Source organism: Streptomyces sp. NPDC002868, assembly GCF_055563295.1.
In genome coordinates, this window is the sequence record NZ_JBVHDR010000005.1 from 40,050 (window position 1) to 59,652 (window position 19,603).

A 19,603-nucleotide genomic window follows, 5' to 3' on the forward strand; every position below is an offset into this window, starting at 1 on the left:
CTACGGTCCCTCCTCGAATACGTTCCGGAGGTCGTCGAACAGCCCTATGTCGCACGGCTCGAGGCGCGCCTGCTGGGCGACTTTGACGATCGTCTGGGCGATTCCCCAGACGGCCCTGCGGTACTGCAGCGAGTACCCCGCCTCGCGCAGTCCGTAGAGGCCCATCTTCAGGTAGGGCGGTCCGAGGTCCGGGTGCGTGTACTGGACCGCCTCGGCGACCGGCGGCAGATCCAGGTGTGCGGGACTCAGCCAGAGAACAGGGACGATCGCATTGACCGTGTAGGGCCGGGTCCGGTGCTGCTCCGCCTGCCGCCGTGCGAAGGCGTCCCACTCCTTGCCGCACCATTCCCGGGAGAAGTACCTCTTGGTGTAGACGGGTACAAAGACCTGACAGGTCGCCAGCGCCTGCTTGAGGTTTCTCTCCCAGTCGGCGCCGATGCCCATCCGCCGGTCCAGGAAGCCGGGCGGCTGGGTGCCGTCGTGGTCGGTCAGTTGCATGACGTGGCGGCACAACTCCCGGTGGAAGTCGACCAGATCCTGGTCCGGGTGCTCTCCACGCCGTTCTTCCTCCGTCGAGGGGACACGCGCGTAGCTGAGAAAGAAGTACGGGTCCTGATCCATGGGGCTCGTGGGGCTCGCGGACGGCGGTGAGGAGGAGAACGGATGGCTCATGGCCTCGCCTCCCCCGTGATCACTGCCGGCCGCCCGCCGACAGGGTGCCCCCGGCGGCGCGGCCGGTGCCCGAGCATCCATTGGAGCGCGAAGTCCCCTGCCGGTACTAGGGGTTGAAGGCAACGGATCATTGCGCCGTCCGGTCGAGTGCCTGTGCCGTCGCGCGAATGCCCGCCAGCAGACGCTCGCCCACACCGGTGGCCGCACCGGCGTCGTCCAGCGTGTCCAGCGCGGCCAGCACCGCGTCACGCCAGTACGACGTCCACCGGGCGGCGTCGTCGGTGCCTGATCCAGGCGCTGATCCGGGCTCTGATCCGGGCGCCGTGCGCCGGGCGCGGATCCGCCAGACGTCGGCCACCGCGAGATGGGCGTAGACACCCTGCAGCACGGCGTCGGGCGGCCGAAGGTCCGCGCGCCAGGCGACCCGGTGCAGGCCGCGCTCCACGTCGACCAGGTCGTACATGTCCTGCAGCGCACCGAGCTTGACGTGCTGGAACTCGTGGATCAGCAGGAGGGCCAGGTCATCGGCGGAGGGCGGCAGTACGATGCCGACCGCGCCGAACGCATGCCGGGACGTCTCGCTCACCGCCGGGGATGCGAGCGGGGTCACCGCGCGCAGTCCGGCGGCGAGCCCGTCGGCGTAGTGGGGGTATTCGGCCAGGATGATCTGCCAGGCGCTGCCGAACGCCTCCTGCCAGCTGTGGAATTCGGCGGCGCCGAGCCGGGGCAGGACCGCGGACTGGTAGCGGGTCCGGTAGGGATCGGTGTCCTCCAGCGCCACGCGCACCCCGTCCGCCTCCAGGAATCGCAGCGGCTCCCAGACAAGGGTGTCCGGCAGGGCGGTCAGCGGACGGCCCTCGACCGTGATCTCGCCGTCCTCTGCGCAGACCGTCAGCTCATGAGCACCACCGTTCACCAAGAGCCGCCCCAGTCCCGGCAGTTGTAAGCCCCCTTCGCGCAGCGGCACCGTCAGACTCAGCCGCTCCCCCGTCCGGACAGCGGCGGCCAGGGCGATCTCGGCGGGCCGCCCCGGGTCGGGATCCGCCCCCTCACAGATCTCCAGCGCCCAGACCCGCAGATAGGGGTCGGCCAGCACCGCGTCCAGGGCGGCGGGAGACAGTGCGGAAATCGACTCCCAGGCCGCCGACGGGTGCGGAGCCGCCCGGTGAGCGGCCGCGAGAAGCGCCAGCCGCAGGCTGCTCTGCGCCTGGGCCAACTCACGGACGGCAGCCGCTGAGCCATGGCCGCCGGCCAGCTCGTCGAAGTGCGTCCGGCGCAGGCCGTGCGAGGGGACGGTGTCATCGGCGCGTTCCACGTACTGGATCAGTTTCAGCAGATCGGCGCAGTACACCGAGGGGTTGTCGAAAGCGTCGGCCGTTGTCGAGGCCGGGGTCCGGAAGCGGTGGCCGTACAGTCCGCCGCCGCACACTTCCGCCACCGGGCACGCGCGGCACTGGGCCGACAGTCCGCCCAGGCCCTGTCGCTGGGCCCGGATGCCGGGGTGGTCGGCGGCTTCGTCGAAGCGGTCGCGCGCAACATGGAAGCCTGTTTCCGGAGCGCCGTGGGCGACGGTCTTCAGCCAGTCCGCCTGTTCGATGGCGCCGTCGGTCTCTACGACGAGCAGGTCCGAACTGCCCAGACCCAGCGCCTCGGTAAGGCTGAGGCCGCCCTTGGCGAGCCTGGTGATCGACTCGAACATCCGGATCCGTACGGGCTTCCCGTCGGCCGTCCACCTCTCATGGACAGCGATCAGCCAGTCCGCGTAGTCCGTCTCTCCCCGCGGGCGCGGCGGTGGCCGGTCCCAAGTGGCGTGCGGCAGCAGGAAGTCGATGCCCGGCGGGTCGAGTTCGACCAGGGTCCGGTACACCGCAACCGGATCGTTCTCCACATCGACCGTGCACAGCAGGCCGCCGAAGGCACGCCGGTGGGCGGGCGCTCCAAGTCTCCGGACAGCTCGCACCACGTCGTCGTAACTGCCGGATCCATCGGCCCTGATCCGGTGCCGGTCGTTGGAGATGCGGTCGCCGTCGAGCGAAATGCCGGTGACGATGCCCTCGTCGGCCAGCATGGCGCAGAACTCGTCGTTCAGCCGCAGCCCGTTGGTCTGCATGCGCAGGTCGAGACCGCTCACCCCGCGCAGCGCGCCTCGCAGTTCGCGGGCGAAGCCGCGCAGCCGCTCACGGCCGGCCAGCAGCGGCTCACCGCCGTGGAGCACCACATGCACGCGGGACAGGCCGTGCACGGCAGCGTGTTCGGCGATCCGGCCGACGGTGAGCCGGAAGATCTCATCCGGCATGGTGACCGGGCGGCCGCGCCAACTCTGGTCCGCGTGCCGGTAGACGTAGCAGTGGTCGCAGGCCAGGTCGCACCTGCTGTGCACTTTGACCACAAACTGACGGAATGGCCTCGTCCCCGCCGTCACCTGAGCGTTCCCCCCGTCCGTCGATCAAGGCGAGGTCTGGGCGGACCCGGAGGACTGGAATGCGGACACCGTCTCTCCGTGCGCCGAGCCCACCCGCGCCAGCACGGCGTTCTGAGCCGCCTCCGACACCTGTCCCAGCGGGGTGCCGCTGTGGTCCTCGATGGCGCCGAAGATGATCGCGGGCGGCTGCTCGTCGCTGGCCATAGGGGGGTCTCCTCGGGTGTGCGGCTCCGGGCGGCCTCCTTATCGTCACGCCGTGATTACGTAACGACAAGACACCCACCGGCCAACTCGGGCGGAGCGCCTGCGCCGCGTCTCGTCCGCATCCAGGAACTCGACGATCCCCTCGCCGAGCCTGTCACCGTTTTCTGCGGATGAGGATGACCGTCAGCGCGGCGAGTGCGGCCACCACAAGGACTACCGCCGCGCGCTTGGCGACCGGGACACCCGCAGTGCGCAGGAGGTCGATCGGTTCGGCCTCGTACCAGCCGGTGCGGCCGAACGCGGCAGGCTCGGCGCTGCCGGCCTCGGCGCGGTCGGGGCTGGTGGCTGCGCCCTCCCCGGCGCCGGCGGGCGCGCTCACAGACGGCTCCCCGCTCGCCAACTGCCGTGACACACAGTCGGCGAACTGGCCGACGAGCTTGTCGCCCACATCGGCCATGACGCCGCGGCCGAACTGGGCGGGCCGTCCGGTGATCGTCAGATCGGTGACGACCGTGACCGAAGTACCACCGTCCCCTTCGGCCAGTGTTCCGGTGACGGTGGCTCGCGCGGTGCCTTGCCCGCGAACTTCCTTGCCGTGCGCGGTCAGGACGATCCGGTGCGCCGACTCGTTCATCTCCTCGAAGGTGGCGGTGCCGAAGTAGGTCACGGTGATCGGGCCGACCTTCACCTTCACCCTGCCCATGATGTGCTCGCCGTCGAAGCCCTCCACGGTGGCGCCCGGCATGCAGGGGGCGATCCGCTCGATGTCGAGCAGCACCCGCCACGCCTCGCCGACCGGGACAGGGACTGTGAACTGGTGTTGCAGCTCCATGGTCTTCTCCTCACACCGGCTTCAGACGGGCACGGTGGATCGCTCCGGCTGTTTGTGCCAGCGGGCTGCCACTGCCGCCCCAGCGCAACGCGACGATCTCCGCCGCGATCGAGACCGCCACCTCCTCGGGAGTACGGGCGCCGAGGTCGAGGCCGATGGGCGAGCGCAGCCGCTCCAGCTCGGCTGCGTCGACTCCGTTGGCCCGCAGGCGCGCCAACCGGTCCTCGTGCGTACGGCGGCTGCCCATCACACCGATGTAGGCGGCCGGGGTGCTCAGGGCCACTTCGAGCAGCGGCACGTCGAACTTCGGGTCGTGGGTGAGCACGCAGATCGCGGTCTTGTCGTCGACTTCGGTGCCCCCCAGATACCGGTGCGGCCAGTCGACCACCACCTCGATCCCGTCCGGGAAGCGGCGGGGGTCGGCGAAGACCGGGCGCGCGTCGCACACGGTGACCCGGTAGCCGAGGAACGCGCCGATCCGGGCCACCGCGGCGGCGAAGTCGATCGCGCCGAACACAAGCATCCGCGGCGGCGGGGCGAAGGACTGGAGGAACACGGTGACGTCGTCCTCGCGCCGTTCGCCGTGCGGGCCGTAGTGACGTCGGCCCGTCGCCCCCTGCGCCAGCTCGCCGCGCGCGTCGGCGGTGACCGCGGCGTCGAGGCCGGCCGATCCGAGCGAGCCGGAAACCGCGTCCGGCCAGACGGCCAGTACGGCGCCGCGCGGGGCGGGGCCGTCGATCACGGTCGCCACCACGACCGGGCGGTGCTCGGCGACCGACGCGGCGACCTCGCCGAACGAGCCGTCGGACACGGCCGAGACGGAGCGTACGAGGAGGGTGATCTCGCCGCCGCAGGTGAGCCCGACGGCGAAGGCGTCCTCGTCGCTGTAGCCGAAGGTCTGCAGCTGCGCCCGACCGGTCTCGACGACGTCCTTGGCGAGGTCGAACACCGCGCCCTCCACGCAGCCGCCGGAGACGCTGCCCACGACCTGGTCGTCCGGGCCCACCGCCATCGCCGCCCCGGGGCCGCGCGGCGCACTGCGGCTGACCGCGACGACGGTGGCAAGCCCGAACGGGCTTCCGGAGGCGTACCAGCGGCTCAGCGCCGGGAGGATCTCACGCACCGGCCGCACCTCTCACCACTGCCGCCAGGCGCTCCAGGGCGCCCAGGCTGTGCCCCTCGACGAACGCGTCCACGTGGGGCAGCGCCGCGGCCATTCCGGCCGCCAGCGGCTCGTATCCCGGGCGCGCCTTGCGCGGGTTGGCCCACACCACCCGGTGGGCCAGTCGGTGCAGCCGCCGCATCTGGGCCGCGAGCAGCGCCGGGTCCGAGCGCTCCCACCCGTCGGACAGCACGACGACCACCGCTCCACGGGCGGTGCCCCGCTGCCCCCACCGGTCGAGGAAGCCGCGGAGCGTCTCGCCGAGCCGGGTGCCTCCGCTCCAGTCGGGCACCGCCGACGCGACAGCGGCCAGAGCGGTGTCCGGATCGCGGTGCGCCATTTCGCGGGTCACGCAGGTCAGCCGGGTGCCGATGGTGAACACCTCGGTGCGCGTACGGGCAGAGGTACCGGACGGCGAGCCGTGCGCCGCTGCATGCGCGAAGCGCAGCAGGGCGTCCGCGTACGGGTCCATCGAACCGCTCACGTCCAGCAGCAGCACAACGCGGCGCGGCTTGGTCGCGGGGGCGCGGTGGCGCAGCCGCGCCGGCTCTCCGCCGCGGCGCAGCAACTCCCTTACGGTGCGCCGCGGATCGACACCGCCGCGCCGGGCCGGTCGCAGCCGGGGAGTGCGGCGCGGCTCGCCGCTCAGCGAGAACGCCGCGAGCAGCCGGCGCAGATGCGCGCGCTCGGCCGCGGACAACTCGGCCATGTCGCGGTGGCGCAGCACTTCCGCGGAGCTCGCAAGGGCGGCCGCGGGCGGCCCCCCGGCCCCTTCTTCCCCTGCGTCGAGAGGCGCGCGGGACTCGGCGGCCACCACGCGGAGCACGGGCCCCGGAGCCGGGACGCGGCGCACCCGGTCGGGGGGCCGCTGTTGCTGCGCGAAGTACGCCGCGAACACGCGCTCGTACCGCTCCAGGTCGTCCTGACTGCCGCACAGGGTGAGCCGGCCCGTCCAGTAGACGTCGGAGCGGCGCTCGGCCCCGAGGATGTCGAGCGCGCGCAGGAAGGTCTGCACGCGGTCGGGGCCCGTGGGGAGGCCTGCCTCGCGCAGTGCCCGGGCGAATCCGACGAGGACCGCCGTCGCGTCCACCGCTGGTGCCGCGGGCATGACGTCACGCTCCCCGGGCGGCGAGGACCGCGGTCAGGTCGAGAGACCTGGCCCGTTCCGCGTCCTCGCGGTATTTGAGCACCGAGCCGAGCGTCGCGACGGCCAGCTCCGCGTCGAGTTCTGTCGCGCCGAGCGCGTCCAGGGCCTCGGCCCAGTCGATGGTCTCGGCCACACCGGGCGGCTTGAGCAGGTCCTGCGTGCGCAGTGTCTGCACGACGGCGGTCACCTGTGCGGCGAGCCGTTCGGTCACCTGGGGCTGGCGCCTTCGGACGATCGCGAGTTCGCGTTCGAAGCCCGGGTGGTCGAACCAGTGGTACAGGCAGCGCCGCTTCAGCGCGTCGTGGACCTCGCGGGTGCGGTTGGAGGTGAGTACGACGACGGGCGGCGACTGGGCCCGCAGGGTGCCCAGTTCGGGGACGGTGACGGTGTACTCGGAGAGCAGCTCGAGCAGAAAGGCCTCGAACTCGTCGTCGGCGCGGTCGACTTCGTCGACGAGCAGCACCGACGGCTGGGTCTCCAGCGCCTGCAGCAGCGGCCGCGCGATGAGGAACCGTCTGCTGTACAGCTCGCTCTCCAGCCGGTCGGCGTCGGTGATCCCGGCCGCTTCGGCAGCACGCAGATGCAGCAGCTGGCGCGGGAAGTCCCAGTCGTACAGGGCCTGGGAGGCGTCGATGCCCTCGTAGCACTGGAGGCGGATCAGGGGTGCGTCGAGAACCTGCGCGAGAGCGGAGGCGAGCGCCGTCTTGCCCACGCCCGCATCGCCCTCGCAGAAGATCGGCCGGTGCAGTTTCAGGGCCAGGAAGCAGGCGATGGCGAGACCGTCGTCGACGAGATAGCCGGTCTTCTCCAGTCCTGCTCGCAACTCGTCCGGCCCGTCCGTCACACCTGTCACTCCATCCCGGCCGCGGCCAGTACCGCTCGCCGGGTGAGCACCCGAGCGAGGTGTTCGCGGTACTCGCGCGACGCCGACAGGTCGGACGCCGGACGGGTGCCTTCCGCTGCCGCTTCGGCGGCCCGTGCCACCGCCGCCGGGTCGGCGTCCGCCCCGGCGAGCGCCTCTTCGGTGGCGCTCGCCCGCAGGGGGGTCGTGCCCATGTTGGTCAGCCCGATACGGGACTCGGCGAGATGGCCGTCGTCGCGCCGCACCAGCGCCGCCACGCCGACGACCGCCCAGGCCTGGGCGGACAGGTTGAACTTCTCGTAATGGAATCCCCAGTTCTCCGTCTTCGGTACGCGGACCTCGACCAGCAGTTCGTCCGGCCGCAGCGCGGTCTGGAGGTAGTCGGTGAAGAACTCAGCGGCCGGGATGGTGCGCCGGCCCTGCGGCCCGGCGGCCACCAGCTCGCCGTCGAGGGCGAGCAGCACCGCCGGCAGATCACCCGCCGGGTCGGCGTGCGAGAGGGAGCCGCCGAGCGTGCCGCGGTGCCGTACGGCGGGGTCGGCGACCGTCTCGGCAGCCGCGGCCAGCAGCCCTGCGTGGCGGCGCACCAACGGGTCGTGGATGACGTCGTGGTGTGTGGTCATGGCCCCGATCACGAGCGAACCGGCGGCGGCGTCCTCGCGCACCCCGCGCAGTTCGGGGATCCGGCCGACGTCGACCAGCAGTTCGGGGAAGGCGAGCCGCAGACGCAGGATGGGGATCAGGCTCTGACCGCCGGCCAGGACCTTCGCCTCGTCGCCGCCGTCCGCCAGCGCGCGTACCGCTTCGTCGACCGTCTGCGGCCGCGCGTAGTCGAATGCAGCGGGAATCACGACGTCGCCTCCTCGGCCCTGGCCTGTTTGACGGCCTGCCAGATCCGCTCCGGCGTGCACGGCATCGCCACGTCGCTCACGCCGAGCGGCCGCAGTGCGTCCACGACCGCGTTGACCACAGCCGGGGTTGACGCGATGGTCCCGGCCTCGCCGACGCCTTTGACACCCAGGGGGTTGGACGTCGCCGGGGTCTCGGTGCGGTCGGTGACAAAGCTGGGCAGGTCGGGTGCGGAGGGCACCAGGTAGTCCGCCATGGTGCCGGAGACCAGGTTGCCCTCGGTGTCGTACACAGCCTCCTCGAAGAGCGCCTGGGCGATGCCCTGGGCCAGGCCGCCGTGGATCTGGCCCTGGACGATCATCGGGTTGATCACCTTGCCGACGTCGTCGACGCAGACGTAACTGCGAATGCGGGCCCGGCCTGTCTCGGTGTCGACCTCGATGGCGCACAGATGGGTGCCGTGCGGATACGAGAAGTTGTCCGGGTCGACCAGGTGCTCGGCGTTGATCGTCGGTTCCATGCCGTCGGGCAGGTCGTGCGACGAGAACGTCTCGAAGGCCACTTCCTGGATGGTCTTCGTCGCCTCGGGCGAACCCTTCACCGAGAAGGTGCCGCCGGAGAATTCCAGGTCGGCCTCGTTCGCCTCCAGCAGGTGCGCGGCGACCTTGCGGGCCTTGGCGACCACCTTCTGCGCGGCCTGGTGGACGGCGACCCCGCCGACCACGAGCGAACGGGAGCCGTATGTGTCCATGCCCTGCGGAACCGCCCTGGTGTCGCCGTGCACCACCTCGACATCGTCGAACGGCACGCCGAGCTCGTCGGCCGCGATCTGGCTCCAGCAGGTGGCGTGCCCCTGCCCGTGCGGGCTGGTGCCGGTGACCACTTCGACCTTGCCGGTTGGCAGCATGCGGATAGTGGCCGCCTCCCAGCCACCGGCGGCATAGCGGAGGTCGCGCAGAATCCGGCTCGGCGCTATGCCGCACATCTCGGTGTAGGTGGAGATGCCGATGCCGAGCCGCACCGGGTCGTTCCGCTCGTTCCGCACGCGCTGCTCGGCCCGCAGATCGTGGTAGCCGAAGAGGGCGAGCGCCCGGTCGGTGGCAGCTTCGTAGTTGCCGCTGTCGTAGGTGAGACCGGAGATCGAGGTGTACGGGAACTCGTCGTGGCCGATCCAGTTGCGCCGGCGCAGCTCCATCGGGTCGAGGCCGAGCTCCGCGGCCAGCTCGTCCATGGTCCGCTCGATCGCGAACGTCGCCTCCGGACGGCCCGCGCCCCGGTAGGCGTCGGTGGGGGTCTTGGTGGTGAAGACGCCGGTGCAGTTGAACGTGTACGCGTTCATCTTGTAGATCCCCGGGTACATGAACGCGCCCAGGATCGGGATGCCGGGTGTGATCAGCATCAGGTAGGCGCCCATGTCGGCGAGCAGGTCGACGCGCAGGCCGAGCAGCTTGCCGTCCCGGGTCGCCGCGAGCTCGATGTCCTGGAGCTGGCCGCGGCCGTGGTGAGTGGCCTGATAGCCCTCCGACCGGGACTCGGTCCACTTGACCGGCCGGCCGAGCCGCTTGGCCAGAACGAGGGCGAGGGCTTCCTCGCCGTACACCTGGAGCTTGGAGCCGAAGCCACCGCCGACGTCCGGGGCTATTACCCGCAGCTGGTGCTCAGGGATTTTGGTCACCATCGACAGCGTCACCCGTGCGACGTGCGGGACCTGCGTCGATGAGTACAGGGTGTATTCGTTGGACGCTGTGGGCGGCGTGGCGACCACGGCCCTCGGCTCCATCGCGTTCGGGATGAGGCGCTGCTGGGTGTAGCGGCGGTGAACCACGACGTCGGCCCGGGCCTTCTCCGCTTCGTAGTCACCCGCGGCGAGCGGCCAGGTGTAGCAGCGGTTGGTGCCCTTGTCAGCGTGCACCAGAGGAGCGCCGTCGGCCAGCGCGTCCTCCAGGTCGAGCACGGGCGGCAGCGGCGTGTAGTCGACGTCCACGGCCTCCAGCGCGTCGGCCGCGGCGTACCGGTCGCGGGCGATCACGACGGCCACCGGGTCGCCGACGTACCGCACCTCGTCGACCGCCACCGCCGGGTGGTCGGGCATGACGATGTCCTCGGTCACCGGCCATACGCAGGGCATGGAGCCCATCTCGCCGGCCAGGTCGCGGCCGCTGAAGGCGGCGATCACCCCTGGCCGCTCCAGCGCGGGTGTCACGTCGACGTGGCCGATTGTGGCGTGTGCCATGGGGCTGCGAAGGATCGCCATGTGCAGCAGACCCGGGAGGGCGATGTTGTCCGTCCAGGTGGTCCGGCCGGTGACGAGCCGGGCGTCCTCCTTGCGCGTACGGGAACGGCCGACCTCGCGTTCGGCGAGCTGCTCGGTCATGTCGACGCCTCCTGCCCGGCCGTGGCCGGAGCCTTGAGCGGGTCCGGCGCGGTCGTCGTGACGGCTCCGGGCGAGGGGGCGCGACGGCGCCGCTCCTCTGCGGCGGCCGCGAGGACGGCGCGCACGATGTTCTCGTAGCCGGTGCACCGGCAGAGGTTGCCTTCGAGGCCGTGGCGGATCTCATCGGGCGTGGGGTCGGGGTTCTCCTTGAGCAGGTCCCGGGCGGCCATGATCATGCCCGGCGTGCAGTAGCCGCACTGAAGGGCGTGCTGCTGATGGAACGCCGTCTGCAACGGATGCCAATCGCTGTCGGAGGCCAGGCCCTGGATGGTCGTCACCTCGCCCCCGTCGGCCTGGACGGCCAGCACCGTGCAGCTCTTGACGCTCTCACCGTCCAGATCGACGGTGCAGGTTCCGCAGTTGGACGTGTCGCACCCGACGGGGGTGCCGGTGAGGCCCAGCCGGTCGCGCAGATAGTGGACGAGCAGCAGGCGGGGTTCCACCTCGTCCTCGTACGCCGTGCCGTCCACCTTGAGCGAGATGCGGGTCATATGCCCTCCCAGATGCACGAACGAGATCAATACGGCGTTCTGGTCTGATATGTGCAACTGTAAGTGGCGGCCCTGGGACGCGCTAGCGCTCGGTCGGGCCTGGCGCGGGTGCCTCCGGGCCCATCTGGATGGACGCTGGAGGCATGTCGGGACGCCCGCCGATCGTCGTGCACCGGATCTCCGCCTCCGGTGGCCGCCGGGTCACGGTCCGGGACCAGATCATGGGCCTCGCCCACTCCGATGCGCATTTGCTGGAGTTCCTCCGCCAGGCCGGACTTCCGGACGCCGCAGACCTTCTCGACGACCCCACCTGGACCGAGTGGGTCGGCGACCGGCCGCATCAGTACGACCCGCTGGAGATCATGCCGTGACGAGCGCCGTTCCCCTTCAGCGGCGGCGCAGGGACTTGTCGGCCAGCGCAGGCGGTGTGTAGTAGGAGTCGCCCCGGTTCAGGTCCGTGCCCGGAGGCACGATCTCGTCGATCCGGTCCAGCACGTCCTCACTCAGCTCGACGCCCACGCCTTCCAGCAGGTCCTCGAGGTGGGCGGGCGTCCGCGGGCCGATGATCACCGAAGTGACGGCCGGATGGGCCCGTACGAACGCGATCGCCAGGTGCGCGAGCCTCAGGCCCGCCTCGTCGGCGAGATTCCTCAGCTCGCCGACGGCCTCCAGCTTGCGGGCGTTGCCCGGCACCGACGGGTCGAACTTGTGCTGCTCGAGCACGGCTCGCCCGCTGCCCGCCGTCAGGTCGACGTCCGACGGCTTCCTGTACTTGCCGGAGAGCCAGCCCGCGCTGAGCGGGCCCCAGGTCAGCACGCCCATGCCGTAGCGCTGGGCGGCCGGCAGCACCGCGGTCTCCACGCCCCGGGCCAGGATCGAGTACGGCGGCTGCTCGGTCCTGAAGCGGATGTGGCCGCGCCGCTCGGCCGCCCACTGGGCCTCGACGATCTGTTCCGCCGGGAAGGTGGAGTGGCCGACGGCGCGCACCTTGCCTGCGCGTACGAGGTCGGAGAGGGCGGACAGGGTCTCGTCGATGTCGGTGGCTCGGTCGGGGCGGTGGACCTGGTAGAGGTCGATGTGGTCGGTGCCCAGGCGCCGCAGGCTGTTCTCGACGGCGCGGGTGAGCCAGCGCCGTGAGTTTCCCCTTTCGTTGGGATCCTCGCCCATCGGGCTGCTGCCCTTTGTGGCGAGCACGACGCCATCCCGGCGGCCCTTGAGCGCCTTGCCGACGATCTCCTCCGATTCGCCCTGGCTGTAGATGTCAGCGGTGTCCACGAAGTTGATGCCCGCGTCCAGAGCCCGGTGGATCATACGGACCGACTCGTCGTGGTCGCCGTTGCCCCAGGCGCCGAACATCATCGCGCCGAGCGCGTATTCGCTGACCGAGATGCCGGTGCCACCGAGGGTCCTGCGCTTCATGAGGGCTGTGCCTTTCGTAGGTCGGGTGTGGTGCGCATTCGTGACGTCACGTCACATCCGCTATGCGATCTCGATGACGACCTTGCCCCGGATGTGCTTCCCGGCGAAGTCGACGCCGGCCTGTCCGGCGTCTTCCAAGGAGTAGCGTGCGCCGATCTCGACCCGCAGGCGCCCGTCCGCCGCCCGGGCTGCCAGGTCTTCCAGATCACCGGGCTCGGCCTGGAACGAGCCGATGTAGACCGGGGAGACGTCGCCGCCCAGGTCGTCGGGCCCGTAGAGCGGGGACACCAGCCGGCCGCCCGGCCGGGCCGCACGCGCCGTGCCCGTGAGCCCGTCGCCCGAGTTGACCAGGTCGACGACGACATCGACGCCGCCGGGCACCAGGCGCAGGGTCTCCTCGACCACGTCGGCGGTCTTGTAGTCGACGGTGTCTGCGGCGCCGAGGCCGCGCAGGTACTCCTCGTCATCCGGGGTCGCCGTGGCGATCACCCGGGACCCGAGCGCGTGGGCCAGCTGCACGGCGTACAGCCCGATCCCCCCGGTGGCTCCGATCACGAGCACGCTCTCGCCCGCCGCGAGCCGGACGGCGCGCAGCAGGCAGACCGCGGTCAGGCCCGATTCGGGAATGCACGCCGCGTGCAGGCTGTCCAGGCCCGGAGGCCGCCGGGCCAGCAGGGGGCCGGGCGACGCCACCGTGTACTGGGCAACGGCACCCACGAATCCGGCGAAGGCGAGCACAGGATCACCCGGCGCGTAGCCGGAAACGCCCTCCCCCACCTCGGCCACGGTGCCTGCCGCGTCCATGCCGATCACCAGCGGATGGTCGACCGGGTAGATGTCCTTCATGGCGCCCGTGATCAGCGCCAGGTCGAGCGGGTTGAGCGCCGCGGCCTCGACCTCGATCAGCACCTGGCCCGGTTCCGGGGTGGGTGTGGGGTGGTCGGTGACCGTGATCTGGTCCAGCGGCACGTAGTCGGTGGCGACGAGGGCTTTCACGGCGGACTCCCTGACGTGACCTGAGTAGGGGCTCGAGGGCACCCGGCGTGAGCCCACGCCTCTCTTCTACGCGGTCGGACCTGCCCAAGCGAGGAGCCCGACCGTACGAGCCGCCGAACGGGGACCGGGCCTGAACGGTCTTCTGAGGTCATCGATGGGCGTGGATCACGGTGCGCCGGAAGTTACGGAGCACCGCCCCCTCGTCATCGGCACGGTGGGCCAGCTGGAAGTGGAGGCCCGGTGTGGCCGGTGCCGGCGGAAGCCGGCCGTGTTCTTCCTGGGAGCGCGAGCGCTACGGTGCTTCGTTGCCGACGGCAGCTGCTGCTCGTCCATACTGCTTCACGGTTGCCGGCTACCAGGAGGAGACCCATGGCCGTCCCTGTGATCCTCGACTGCGACCCCGGGCATGACGACGCGTTCAACATCATGCTGGCCGCCGCACATCCGGCGATCGAGCTGCTCGCGATCACCACGGTCGCCGGCAACCAGACGCTGGAGAAGACCACGCTGAACGCCCGGCGGGTGTGCACCGTCGCCGGTGTCGAGGGGGTGCCGATCGGGGCCGGACGGGACCGGCCGCTGCACGGGAGGGCGTCGGTGGCCGCAGGCATCCATGGGGAGTCGGGCCTGGACGGGCCGGGGTTCGGGGAACCCACCGTGCCACTGGATCCGCGGGACGGGGTCACCCTGATCCGGGACACCCTGCTCGCGCATCCGGTGCCGGTGACGCTCGTGCCGACCGGACCGCTGACCAACGTGGCGGCGCTGCTGCTCGGCCATCCCCGGCTGGCCGAGCGCATCGAGCGCATCGTGCTGATGGGCGGTTCGACCGGCCGGGGCAACACCACGCCCGCCGCCGAGTTCAACATCGTCTGTGATCCGGAGGCCGCCGACATCGTGTTCTCCAGCGGTCTGCCGGTCACCATGATGGGGCTGAACGCCAGTCACCAGGTGCTGGCCACGGCCGATGTGATCGCGCGGATCGACGCGCTCGGCACCCCGCTCAGCCGGCTCTGCACCGAGCTGCTGACCTTCTTCGCCGCCAGGTACCGGGAGGTCTTCGACTTCGAGGCGCCGCCGCTGCACGACCCCCTGACCGTGGCGCACATCATCGATCCACAGCTGGTCAGCCTGGTCTCCGCGTCGGTCGCGGTCGAACTGACCGGCACCCACACCCGCGGTGCCACCGTGGTCGACCTGGACGACGTCACCGGCCGCCCGGCGAACGCGCATGTGGGGATGGACGTGAACGTCCCCGCCTTCTGGGACCTGATCGTCGACGCGGTACGCACCCTGGGCGGCCACGGTCGTTCATGATCGGGCAGCGGGCTCGGCGCGGGTGAAGGTGCCCAGGCCGTTCTGATCGAGGTATTCGACGCGCACCTTGGACGCGGTGTCGCGGTCGCCGACGGTGAAGGTGACACCGGTGAGACCGACCGCGTTCTCCCCCGTGGTGGCAAAGCTGAACGTGTCGCCGTCGTAGTGGGTGAGGTGGAACCGCATCGGTTTCGGCCCGAGTTGGAGGGTGAGCCCGTCCTGGCCCGCCTGGTCCGCCGTGACCACAAGCTTTCCGTAGTAGGCGCTCTCGTACGTACCGGTGTATGCGCTGTCGGCGCGGGCTGCCTTGGGGTTCGCGGGCGGATCGGCGTAGTTGGTGGGGGACTTGGCGGCCTGCTCCTGCTGCTCGTAGATCCCGGCGACCAAGGGCAGCCAGTCGGCGGTGGGCTTGCCGTTCTGGGCGATGTCGAAGAAGTCGAGGGCGACGGCGTCGGCCATGCCGACCGGTTGGCCGTTGGTGAGGACGACGATGCCGAGCTTCTCGCCGGGCAGCATCGTCACATTGGTGTTGGCGCCGAGCGCGAAGGCGCCGGAGTGGCTGAGGCGGAGCCTGCCGTGGTCGTCGTAACTGACGTTCCAGCCCAGGCCGTAGAAGCCGGTGCGGCCGGCCGGGGCCGCCGGCGGCTGGGACAGCGTCTCGGGCAGGTGGGTGTGTTCCAGGCTTTCGGCATCGATGATCTGCCGGCCGTCGAGCTTCCCGTTCGTCAACTGGAGCCGCAGCCACCGGGTCATGTCGCCGGCGGTGGAGCTGACGCCGCCGGCCGGCGACTGCGCGTCCGCGTCCCGTACGAACTTCGCCTGCCAGCTGCCGTCTTCGGTCTTCACATGGGTGACGGCCTTGTCCGACGCCTTCTCGTAGTCGGCGAAGAGGGCGCTGGTGGAGTCCATTCCGGCCGGCTTGAACAGGGTGTCCTCGCTGAGTTTCTCCCAGCTGACACCCTTGGCGCGGGCGACGGCCTCCGCGGCCGCGGTGAGGCCGAAGTTGGTGTACGCGTAGCTCGCGCGGAACGGGTCGAGCGGCTCGTACTTCAGATGGCTCAAGATGTACGTACGGTCGTAGCCGAGGTCCTCCAGCAGATCGCCGGCGTGGTCGGGCAGGCCGCTGCGGTGCGAGAACAGATCCGCGATGGTGACATGGCTGGTCACCCAGGGGTCCTTCAGGGCGAAGCCGGGGAGGTGCCCGGCCACCGGTTCGTCCCAGCTGACGACCTTTTGCCCGACGGCCCCGGCGACGACGGTGGATGCGAGCGGCTTCGACAGCGACGCCAGCTGGAACACGGTGTCGGGCCCAACCTGCGCGGACTGGCCGATCCTTCGCTCGCCGAAGCCCTTGAGGTAGACCACCCGGTCCCCATAGACGACGCCGACGGCCGCGCCGGGCACGCCGGTTCGCTTCATCGCGTTCTCTACGACACCGTCGAGCTTGCCGATGGCGCCGTCCACATCGGCCTTGGTGAGCTGGGGTGGGGGCTGGGGCGGGGGTGCCTGCGGAGCGGACGGCGAGGGAGAGGGTGCGGGTGACGGGCTCGGCGCGGCGGCGCCGGATGTCAGGGCCGTCGCCGCGGTCAGCAGCATGGCCAGGCCCGATACGGCGAGCGAACGGCTTCTGCGTAGTCGTACGCCCTTCGCAGCATGCATACATTCCATTGAACGCCCACCGTGGGACGTTGTCGCCCGCAGGCGTTCGGGTGCTTCAGGGCACGCGGACGATGAGCAGCCGGCCGTGCGCGGTGAGGGGCTGGGCGTCGGCCAGGCTGCGCACCCGGCTGACAATCGCGTACCGCCCCGACCGCATCGGCATCCGCGGCGTCACCTCCCGGCCCGACGAGAGCGGCGGAGTGCCGAGCTGTCCCGCGAAGTCGAAGGGTTCGGACTAGTGAACGTGGAGTCCGTGCCGGGTGGGGCGCGGCGCCGCCGAACTGCTCAGCGGTGGCCATCAGTTCCCGGGACGCCCGGATGACGGCCGGTCCGCTTCGGCAGCGCGGGCCCCGGTGAGCGCCGCAACGCCCGCAGCCGCCCCGGCGGCCAACACGCCGCGTCTGTTCCACATCTCCACCCCACCGCACGGCTGATCGGGCATCCAGTGAAGCCGGGTTCGGCAGGGGAAGAAGGGTGGCATCGGCGCGCTCCTCGCGCGCCTGCGGCGTGCGCCTGCGACGCACCGATACCGTCGCCACAAACCACCGCCTGGAGACATCACTTCGCGGAGACACCGATGCACATCGACCCCACCGACCCTGAGACGTTCGAAGCAGAGCCGGACGCCGACATCGCCCCTCACCACAACGATCGCCTCTTCGATTCCGACCCGGACTCGGCGAATGAAGCCGACCGCGCGGAGCAGGCCCGTGTCGTCGAGCTGCACGACGACGAGTACAGGTAGCGCTACGAGTCGGTGTGCAGCGACGACGTGTCGCTGCGCCAGGCGGCGAGGAGACAGTCGGCGAGGCGGCTCTCGAGGTGCTCCGTCGCGTCGATGCCGAATGCGATGTCGGCCTCCAGTTGGGGCTCCTCTTTCAGGAGGCCTGCAATGACCTCGCGCCGCACGACCTGCTCGTGCACCGCGTCGGCTTCGACGTGTTCGTTGTAGAAGAACTCCGCGGCGGGCCCGGCCCCGGTGCGGTTCATCGCCGCGGCCAGTCGCCTCGATCCGGGAGAGGAGGTGATTTCAACGGCGGCGAAGTGTCCCACCAGGGATCCGCGCAGGGCCCGGTGCAGACCGAACAGCGACATGAGGTTCACGGTGGCAAGCGCCTGTGCTGAACCGGAATTCAGGTAGTGGCCGTATGCCGTGTCGAGGCCGAGATCGGTCATGAGGTCCGCAAAGAGTTGAGCGTGGACTCGCTCCGCCCGCCCTCCGCCGAATTCGTCGAATTCCACGGCGGCCATGCCGGCCTTGGCACGCCCCCACAGCCGCGGCAGTACCCAGGCGTGCGGATCGGCCTCCTTGAGGTGATAGAGCGACCGTTGCGCGGCGTATTCGCGCACCTGCCACAGCTCTCCCTCGTCCTGGAGGAAATGTGAGACGCCGGTGCCGTTGACCGGCTCCAGCAGAAGGTCCGCCAATGCGTCGTCCACGGTTTCATGGCAGGTGGCGTGGGCGCGCAGTGCGTCAAGAAATCGTTTCTCGAGCAGGGAACGCACGCCCAGGAGCGCCGGGTCCCATTCGAGTGCTGCGTCGACACCCGCAAAGCCGCGGTAATGGAGCTCGTAGGTCATATAGAGAGCGAGCTGCAGATCGTCCCCGTAAGGGTCCGCCTTTTGCACGGCCTGGCTTCCGGGCAGCGTTGCCTCTCCGCCGAGGTAGCGGATGATCGCCGCCGAGAGTTCACCACGCTCCCGCGGCAGCACAGGTCCCTGCTGTTCTGTGGGCATATCCCCCCAGTACCCCGTGATCGTCCCTTTATCGGGCGGATGCTCCACGCAGGTGGGTTCCGCCGCCCGAGCTGTCGCACACCGGCGCAACGGGACACGATGTGAAACGTGGAGCACCGCGAGCCGTGGATCATCTACGCCAACTTTCTGTCCGAGGTGGCCGTCGATCTGGCGTCCCACGAGGTGCTGCAGCAGTGGGCGGCACAGGCACCGCGCAAGATCTGGCTGGCGCACCCCGGTGATGTGCTGGTCTCCCCCGTGCCGCTCAGCCGGGACTTCCGGCGTTACGCGGGAGAGCTGCTGGGCGTGCCGTACGACTCCGTGGCCGTGGTGACCGTACCGGCGACGCCGGGTGTGCCGATGGCGGAGGCGGTACGCCGGGCCGGGCTCATGGACGAGCTCCGGGCGCTGATCGCCGGGCGGGAGGGGGCCAGACTGCTGCCCACCGCACTGGACGTCCCTTCGGTCGCACTCGCCGCGGAGCTGGAGGTGCCGGTGGTCCCGTACGGGCCCGGCGGAGTGGGCACGAGTGCGCTGGACGTGACGTCCCGGCTCAATACGAAGTCCGGCTTCCGCGCAGTCGCCCGTGACCTGGGGATGAGGCTGCCGCCCGGGCAGGTCTGCCGACGCGATCGGCTGACGCGGACGGTGGCTGAACTGCTGGCGCGGCACGAGCGGGTGGTGGTCAAGCCCGACCGCTCCGCCGGTGGTCACGGGGTGCGGTTCGTCTCTCGTATTGAGCATGCCGACGCGTCGTGGGAGCGGGACTGGCCGGCCTGCCTCGTCGGTGTCGACGGGGACTGGGTGGTCGAGCAGTGTCTCGACGTGGCCCGGTCGGTCAGCGTCCAGCTGGAGGCGTGCCGCAGCAGGCCCCGGCCTATGTTCAGCGGCGAGATGCGCACGTCCGGCGGGTCCTTCACCGGCTACGTATCACCTCTCCAAGACATGGCGGAGGACACCGCGAAGGAGCTGGAGCAGTGGGGCCTGGCGCTCGGGCGCTACCTGGCTCGGCAGGGGTACGTCGGCCCGTACGGACTGGACGCGGTCCTCGCTTGGGACGGCAGGCTGTACGCCACGGAGAGCAACGTCCGCCGGACGGCCACCACCACCCCGCACGTCATGGTCGGCCGCCTCGGCCGCGCCGCCGGGCTGAGCTCGCCCGCATGGCTGATCGCGAACGGGCGGTCCAGAGCCGCGTACGGATTCGCCGACGCCGTGAAACTCCTGCGGGCGGCAGGGCTGGACTGGAGTCCGGCCCACAGGGAGGGGGTGATCCTGTACGCCGACGCTCCCGCGGACGGCGTGTCCTGGCGGTATGCGGTGATCGGTGCCGATCCGGCCAGGACGGCGGAGATCGAGGCGCGGCTGACGCGGGAGATGGAGCTGCTCCCGTAGCGAAG

19 protein-coding genes are annotated in these 19,603 nt (G+C 70.7%); 5 read left to right on the forward strand and 14 right to left on the reverse strand.

From position 1 onward, the window contains the following. The 10 genes from ACZ3H8_RS16890 to ACZ3H8_RS16935 form a co-directional block, all read right to left on the reverse strand. Positions 1-672: a TIR-like protein FxsC gene (locus ACZ3H8_RS16890; RefSeq protein WP_467402380.1), complete on the reverse strand. Its 672-nt coding sequence runs from the start codon at positions 670-672 to the stop codon at positions 1-3. A 127-nt stretch (positions 673-799) separates the two neighbouring features. After that, on the reverse strand, positions 800-3,061 hold the full coding sequence (locus ACZ3H8_RS16895; protein WP_467402382.1) for an FxsB family cyclophane-forming radical SAM/SPASM peptide maturase: 2,262 nt from the start codon (positions 3,059-3,061) through the stop codon (positions 800-802). A 57-nt stretch (positions 3,062-3,118) separates the two neighbouring features. After that, positions 3,119-3,298, reverse strand: a complete 180-nt coding sequence (locus tag ACZ3H8_RS16900) for a hypothetical protein (protein ID WP_467402385.1) — start codon at positions 3,296-3,298, stop codon at positions 3,119-3,121. Positions 3,299-3,452: 154 nt separating this feature from the next. After that, positions 3,453-4,130, reverse strand: coding sequence for an SRPBCC family protein (locus ACZ3H8_RS16905; protein WP_467402387.1), 678 nt, complete (start codon positions 4,128-4,130; stop codon positions 3,453-3,455). A 10-nt stretch (positions 4,131-4,140) separates the two neighbouring features. Then, entirely contained in the window at positions 4,141-5,253 is a 1,113-nt protein-coding gene (locus ACZ3H8_RS16910; protein ID WP_467402389.1) for an XdhC family protein, read from the reverse strand. Then, complete coding sequence (locus ACZ3H8_RS16915) at positions 5,246-6,400, reverse strand: vWA domain-containing protein (protein ID WP_467402391.1); 1,155 nt, start codon at positions 6,398-6,400, stop codon at positions 5,246-5,248. The genes ACZ3H8_RS16910 and ACZ3H8_RS16915 overlap by 8 nt, the downstream gene beginning before the upstream one ends. 4 nt (positions 6,401-6,404) lie before the next feature. Then, on the reverse strand, positions 6,405-7,283 hold the full coding sequence (locus ACZ3H8_RS16920) for an AAA family ATPase (protein ID WP_467402394.1): 879 nt from the start codon (positions 7,281-7,283) through the stop codon (positions 6,405-6,407). Between the two features lie 5 nt (positions 7,284-7,288). Continuing rightward, a complete protein-coding gene (locus ACZ3H8_RS16925) occupies positions 7,289-8,152 on the reverse strand; it encodes an FAD binding domain-containing protein (RefSeq protein ID WP_356226089.1) in 864 nt (287 codons plus the stop codon). Continuing rightward, complete coding sequence (locus tag ACZ3H8_RS16930; RefSeq protein WP_467402398.1) at positions 8,149-10,524, reverse strand: xanthine dehydrogenase family protein molybdopterin-binding subunit; 2,376 nt, start codon at positions 10,522-10,524, stop codon at positions 8,149-8,151. The genes ACZ3H8_RS16925 and ACZ3H8_RS16930 overlap by 4 nt, the downstream gene beginning before the upstream one ends. Further along, the gene (locus tag ACZ3H8_RS16935) at positions 10,521-11,075 is read right to left on the reverse strand and encodes a (2Fe-2S)-binding protein (RefSeq protein WP_467402400.1); all 555 of its coding nucleotides are present in this window, start codon (positions 11,073-11,075) and stop codon (positions 10,521-10,523) included. The genes ACZ3H8_RS16930 and ACZ3H8_RS16935 overlap by 4 nt, the downstream gene beginning before the upstream one ends. A gap of 143 nt (positions 11,076-11,218) precedes the next feature. On the opposite strand from ACZ3H8_RS16935, the gene ACZ3H8_RS16940 reads away from it, so the two are divergent. Continuing rightward, positions 11,219-11,446 carry a hypothetical protein gene (locus ACZ3H8_RS16940; RefSeq protein ID WP_307665078.1) on the forward strand — a complete coding sequence of 76 codons (228 nt, stop codon included), beginning with the start codon at positions 11,219-11,221 and terminating at the stop codon, positions 11,444-11,446. Positions 11,447-11,462: 16 nt separating this feature from the next. Here the strand turns inward: ACZ3H8_RS16940 and ACZ3H8_RS16945 are convergent, their stop codons facing one another. Together ACZ3H8_RS16945 and ACZ3H8_RS16950 are read right to left on the reverse strand one after the other, a co-directional pair. After that, on the reverse strand, positions 11,463-12,494 hold the full coding sequence (locus tag ACZ3H8_RS16945; protein ID WP_467402402.1) for an aldo/keto reductase: 1,032 nt from the start codon (positions 12,492-12,494) through the stop codon (positions 11,463-11,465). 60 nt (positions 12,495-12,554) lie between these two features. Continuing rightward, positions 12,555-13,490 (reverse strand): NADP-dependent oxidoreductase, encoded by a 936-nt coding sequence (locus tag ACZ3H8_RS16950; protein ID WP_467402404.1) that lies wholly within the window; start codon positions 13,488-13,490, stop codon positions 12,555-12,557. Between the two features lie 369 nt (positions 13,491-13,859). Between ACZ3H8_RS16950 and ACZ3H8_RS16955 the strand changes: the two genes are divergently transcribed. Next, positions 13,860-14,807 carry a nucleoside hydrolase gene (locus ACZ3H8_RS16955; RefSeq protein WP_467402407.1) on the forward strand — a complete coding sequence of 316 codons (948 nt, stop codon included), beginning with the start codon at positions 13,860-13,862 and terminating at the stop codon, positions 14,805-14,807. Here the strand turns inward: ACZ3H8_RS16955 and ACZ3H8_RS16960 are convergent. Next, a complete protein-coding gene (locus ACZ3H8_RS16960; RefSeq protein ID WP_467402409.1) occupies positions 14,802-16,466 on the reverse strand; it encodes a serine hydrolase in 1,665 nt (554 codons plus the stop codon). The two genes, ACZ3H8_RS16955 and ACZ3H8_RS16960, sit on opposite strands and share 6 nt — an antisense overlap. A 71-nt stretch (positions 16,467-16,537) precedes the next feature. Here ACZ3H8_RS16960 and ACZ3H8_RS16965 point away from each other — a divergent pair, with 71 nt between their 5' ends. Together ACZ3H8_RS16965 and ACZ3H8_RS16970 are read left to right on the forward strand one after the other, a co-directional pair. Continuing rightward, the gene (locus ACZ3H8_RS16965; protein WP_467402410.1) at positions 16,538-16,705 is read left to right on the forward strand and encodes a hypothetical protein; all 168 of its coding nucleotides are present in this window, start codon (positions 16,538-16,540) and stop codon (positions 16,703-16,705) included. A 338-nt stretch (positions 16,706-17,043) separates the two neighbouring features. Continuing rightward, positions 17,044-17,211, forward strand: a complete 168-nt coding sequence (locus tag ACZ3H8_RS16970) for a hypothetical protein (RefSeq protein WP_467402413.1) — start codon at positions 17,044-17,046, stop codon at positions 17,209-17,211. A 2-nt stretch (positions 17,212-17,213) separates the two neighbouring features. Here the strand turns inward: ACZ3H8_RS16970 and ACZ3H8_RS16975 are convergent, their stop codons facing one another. Then, positions 17,214-18,203: an iron-containing redox enzyme family protein gene (locus ACZ3H8_RS16975; protein ID WP_467403226.1), complete on the reverse strand. Its 990-nt coding sequence runs from the start codon at positions 18,201-18,203 to the stop codon at positions 17,214-17,216. 108 nt (positions 18,204-18,311) lie between these two features. Between ACZ3H8_RS16975 and ACZ3H8_RS16980 the strand changes: the two genes are divergently transcribed. After that, a complete protein-coding gene (locus tag ACZ3H8_RS16980; protein WP_467402414.1) occupies positions 18,312-19,598 on the forward strand; it encodes a preATP grasp domain-containing protein in 1,287 nt (428 codons plus the stop codon). The last annotated feature ends 5 nt before the right edge of the window (positions 19,599-19,603 follow it).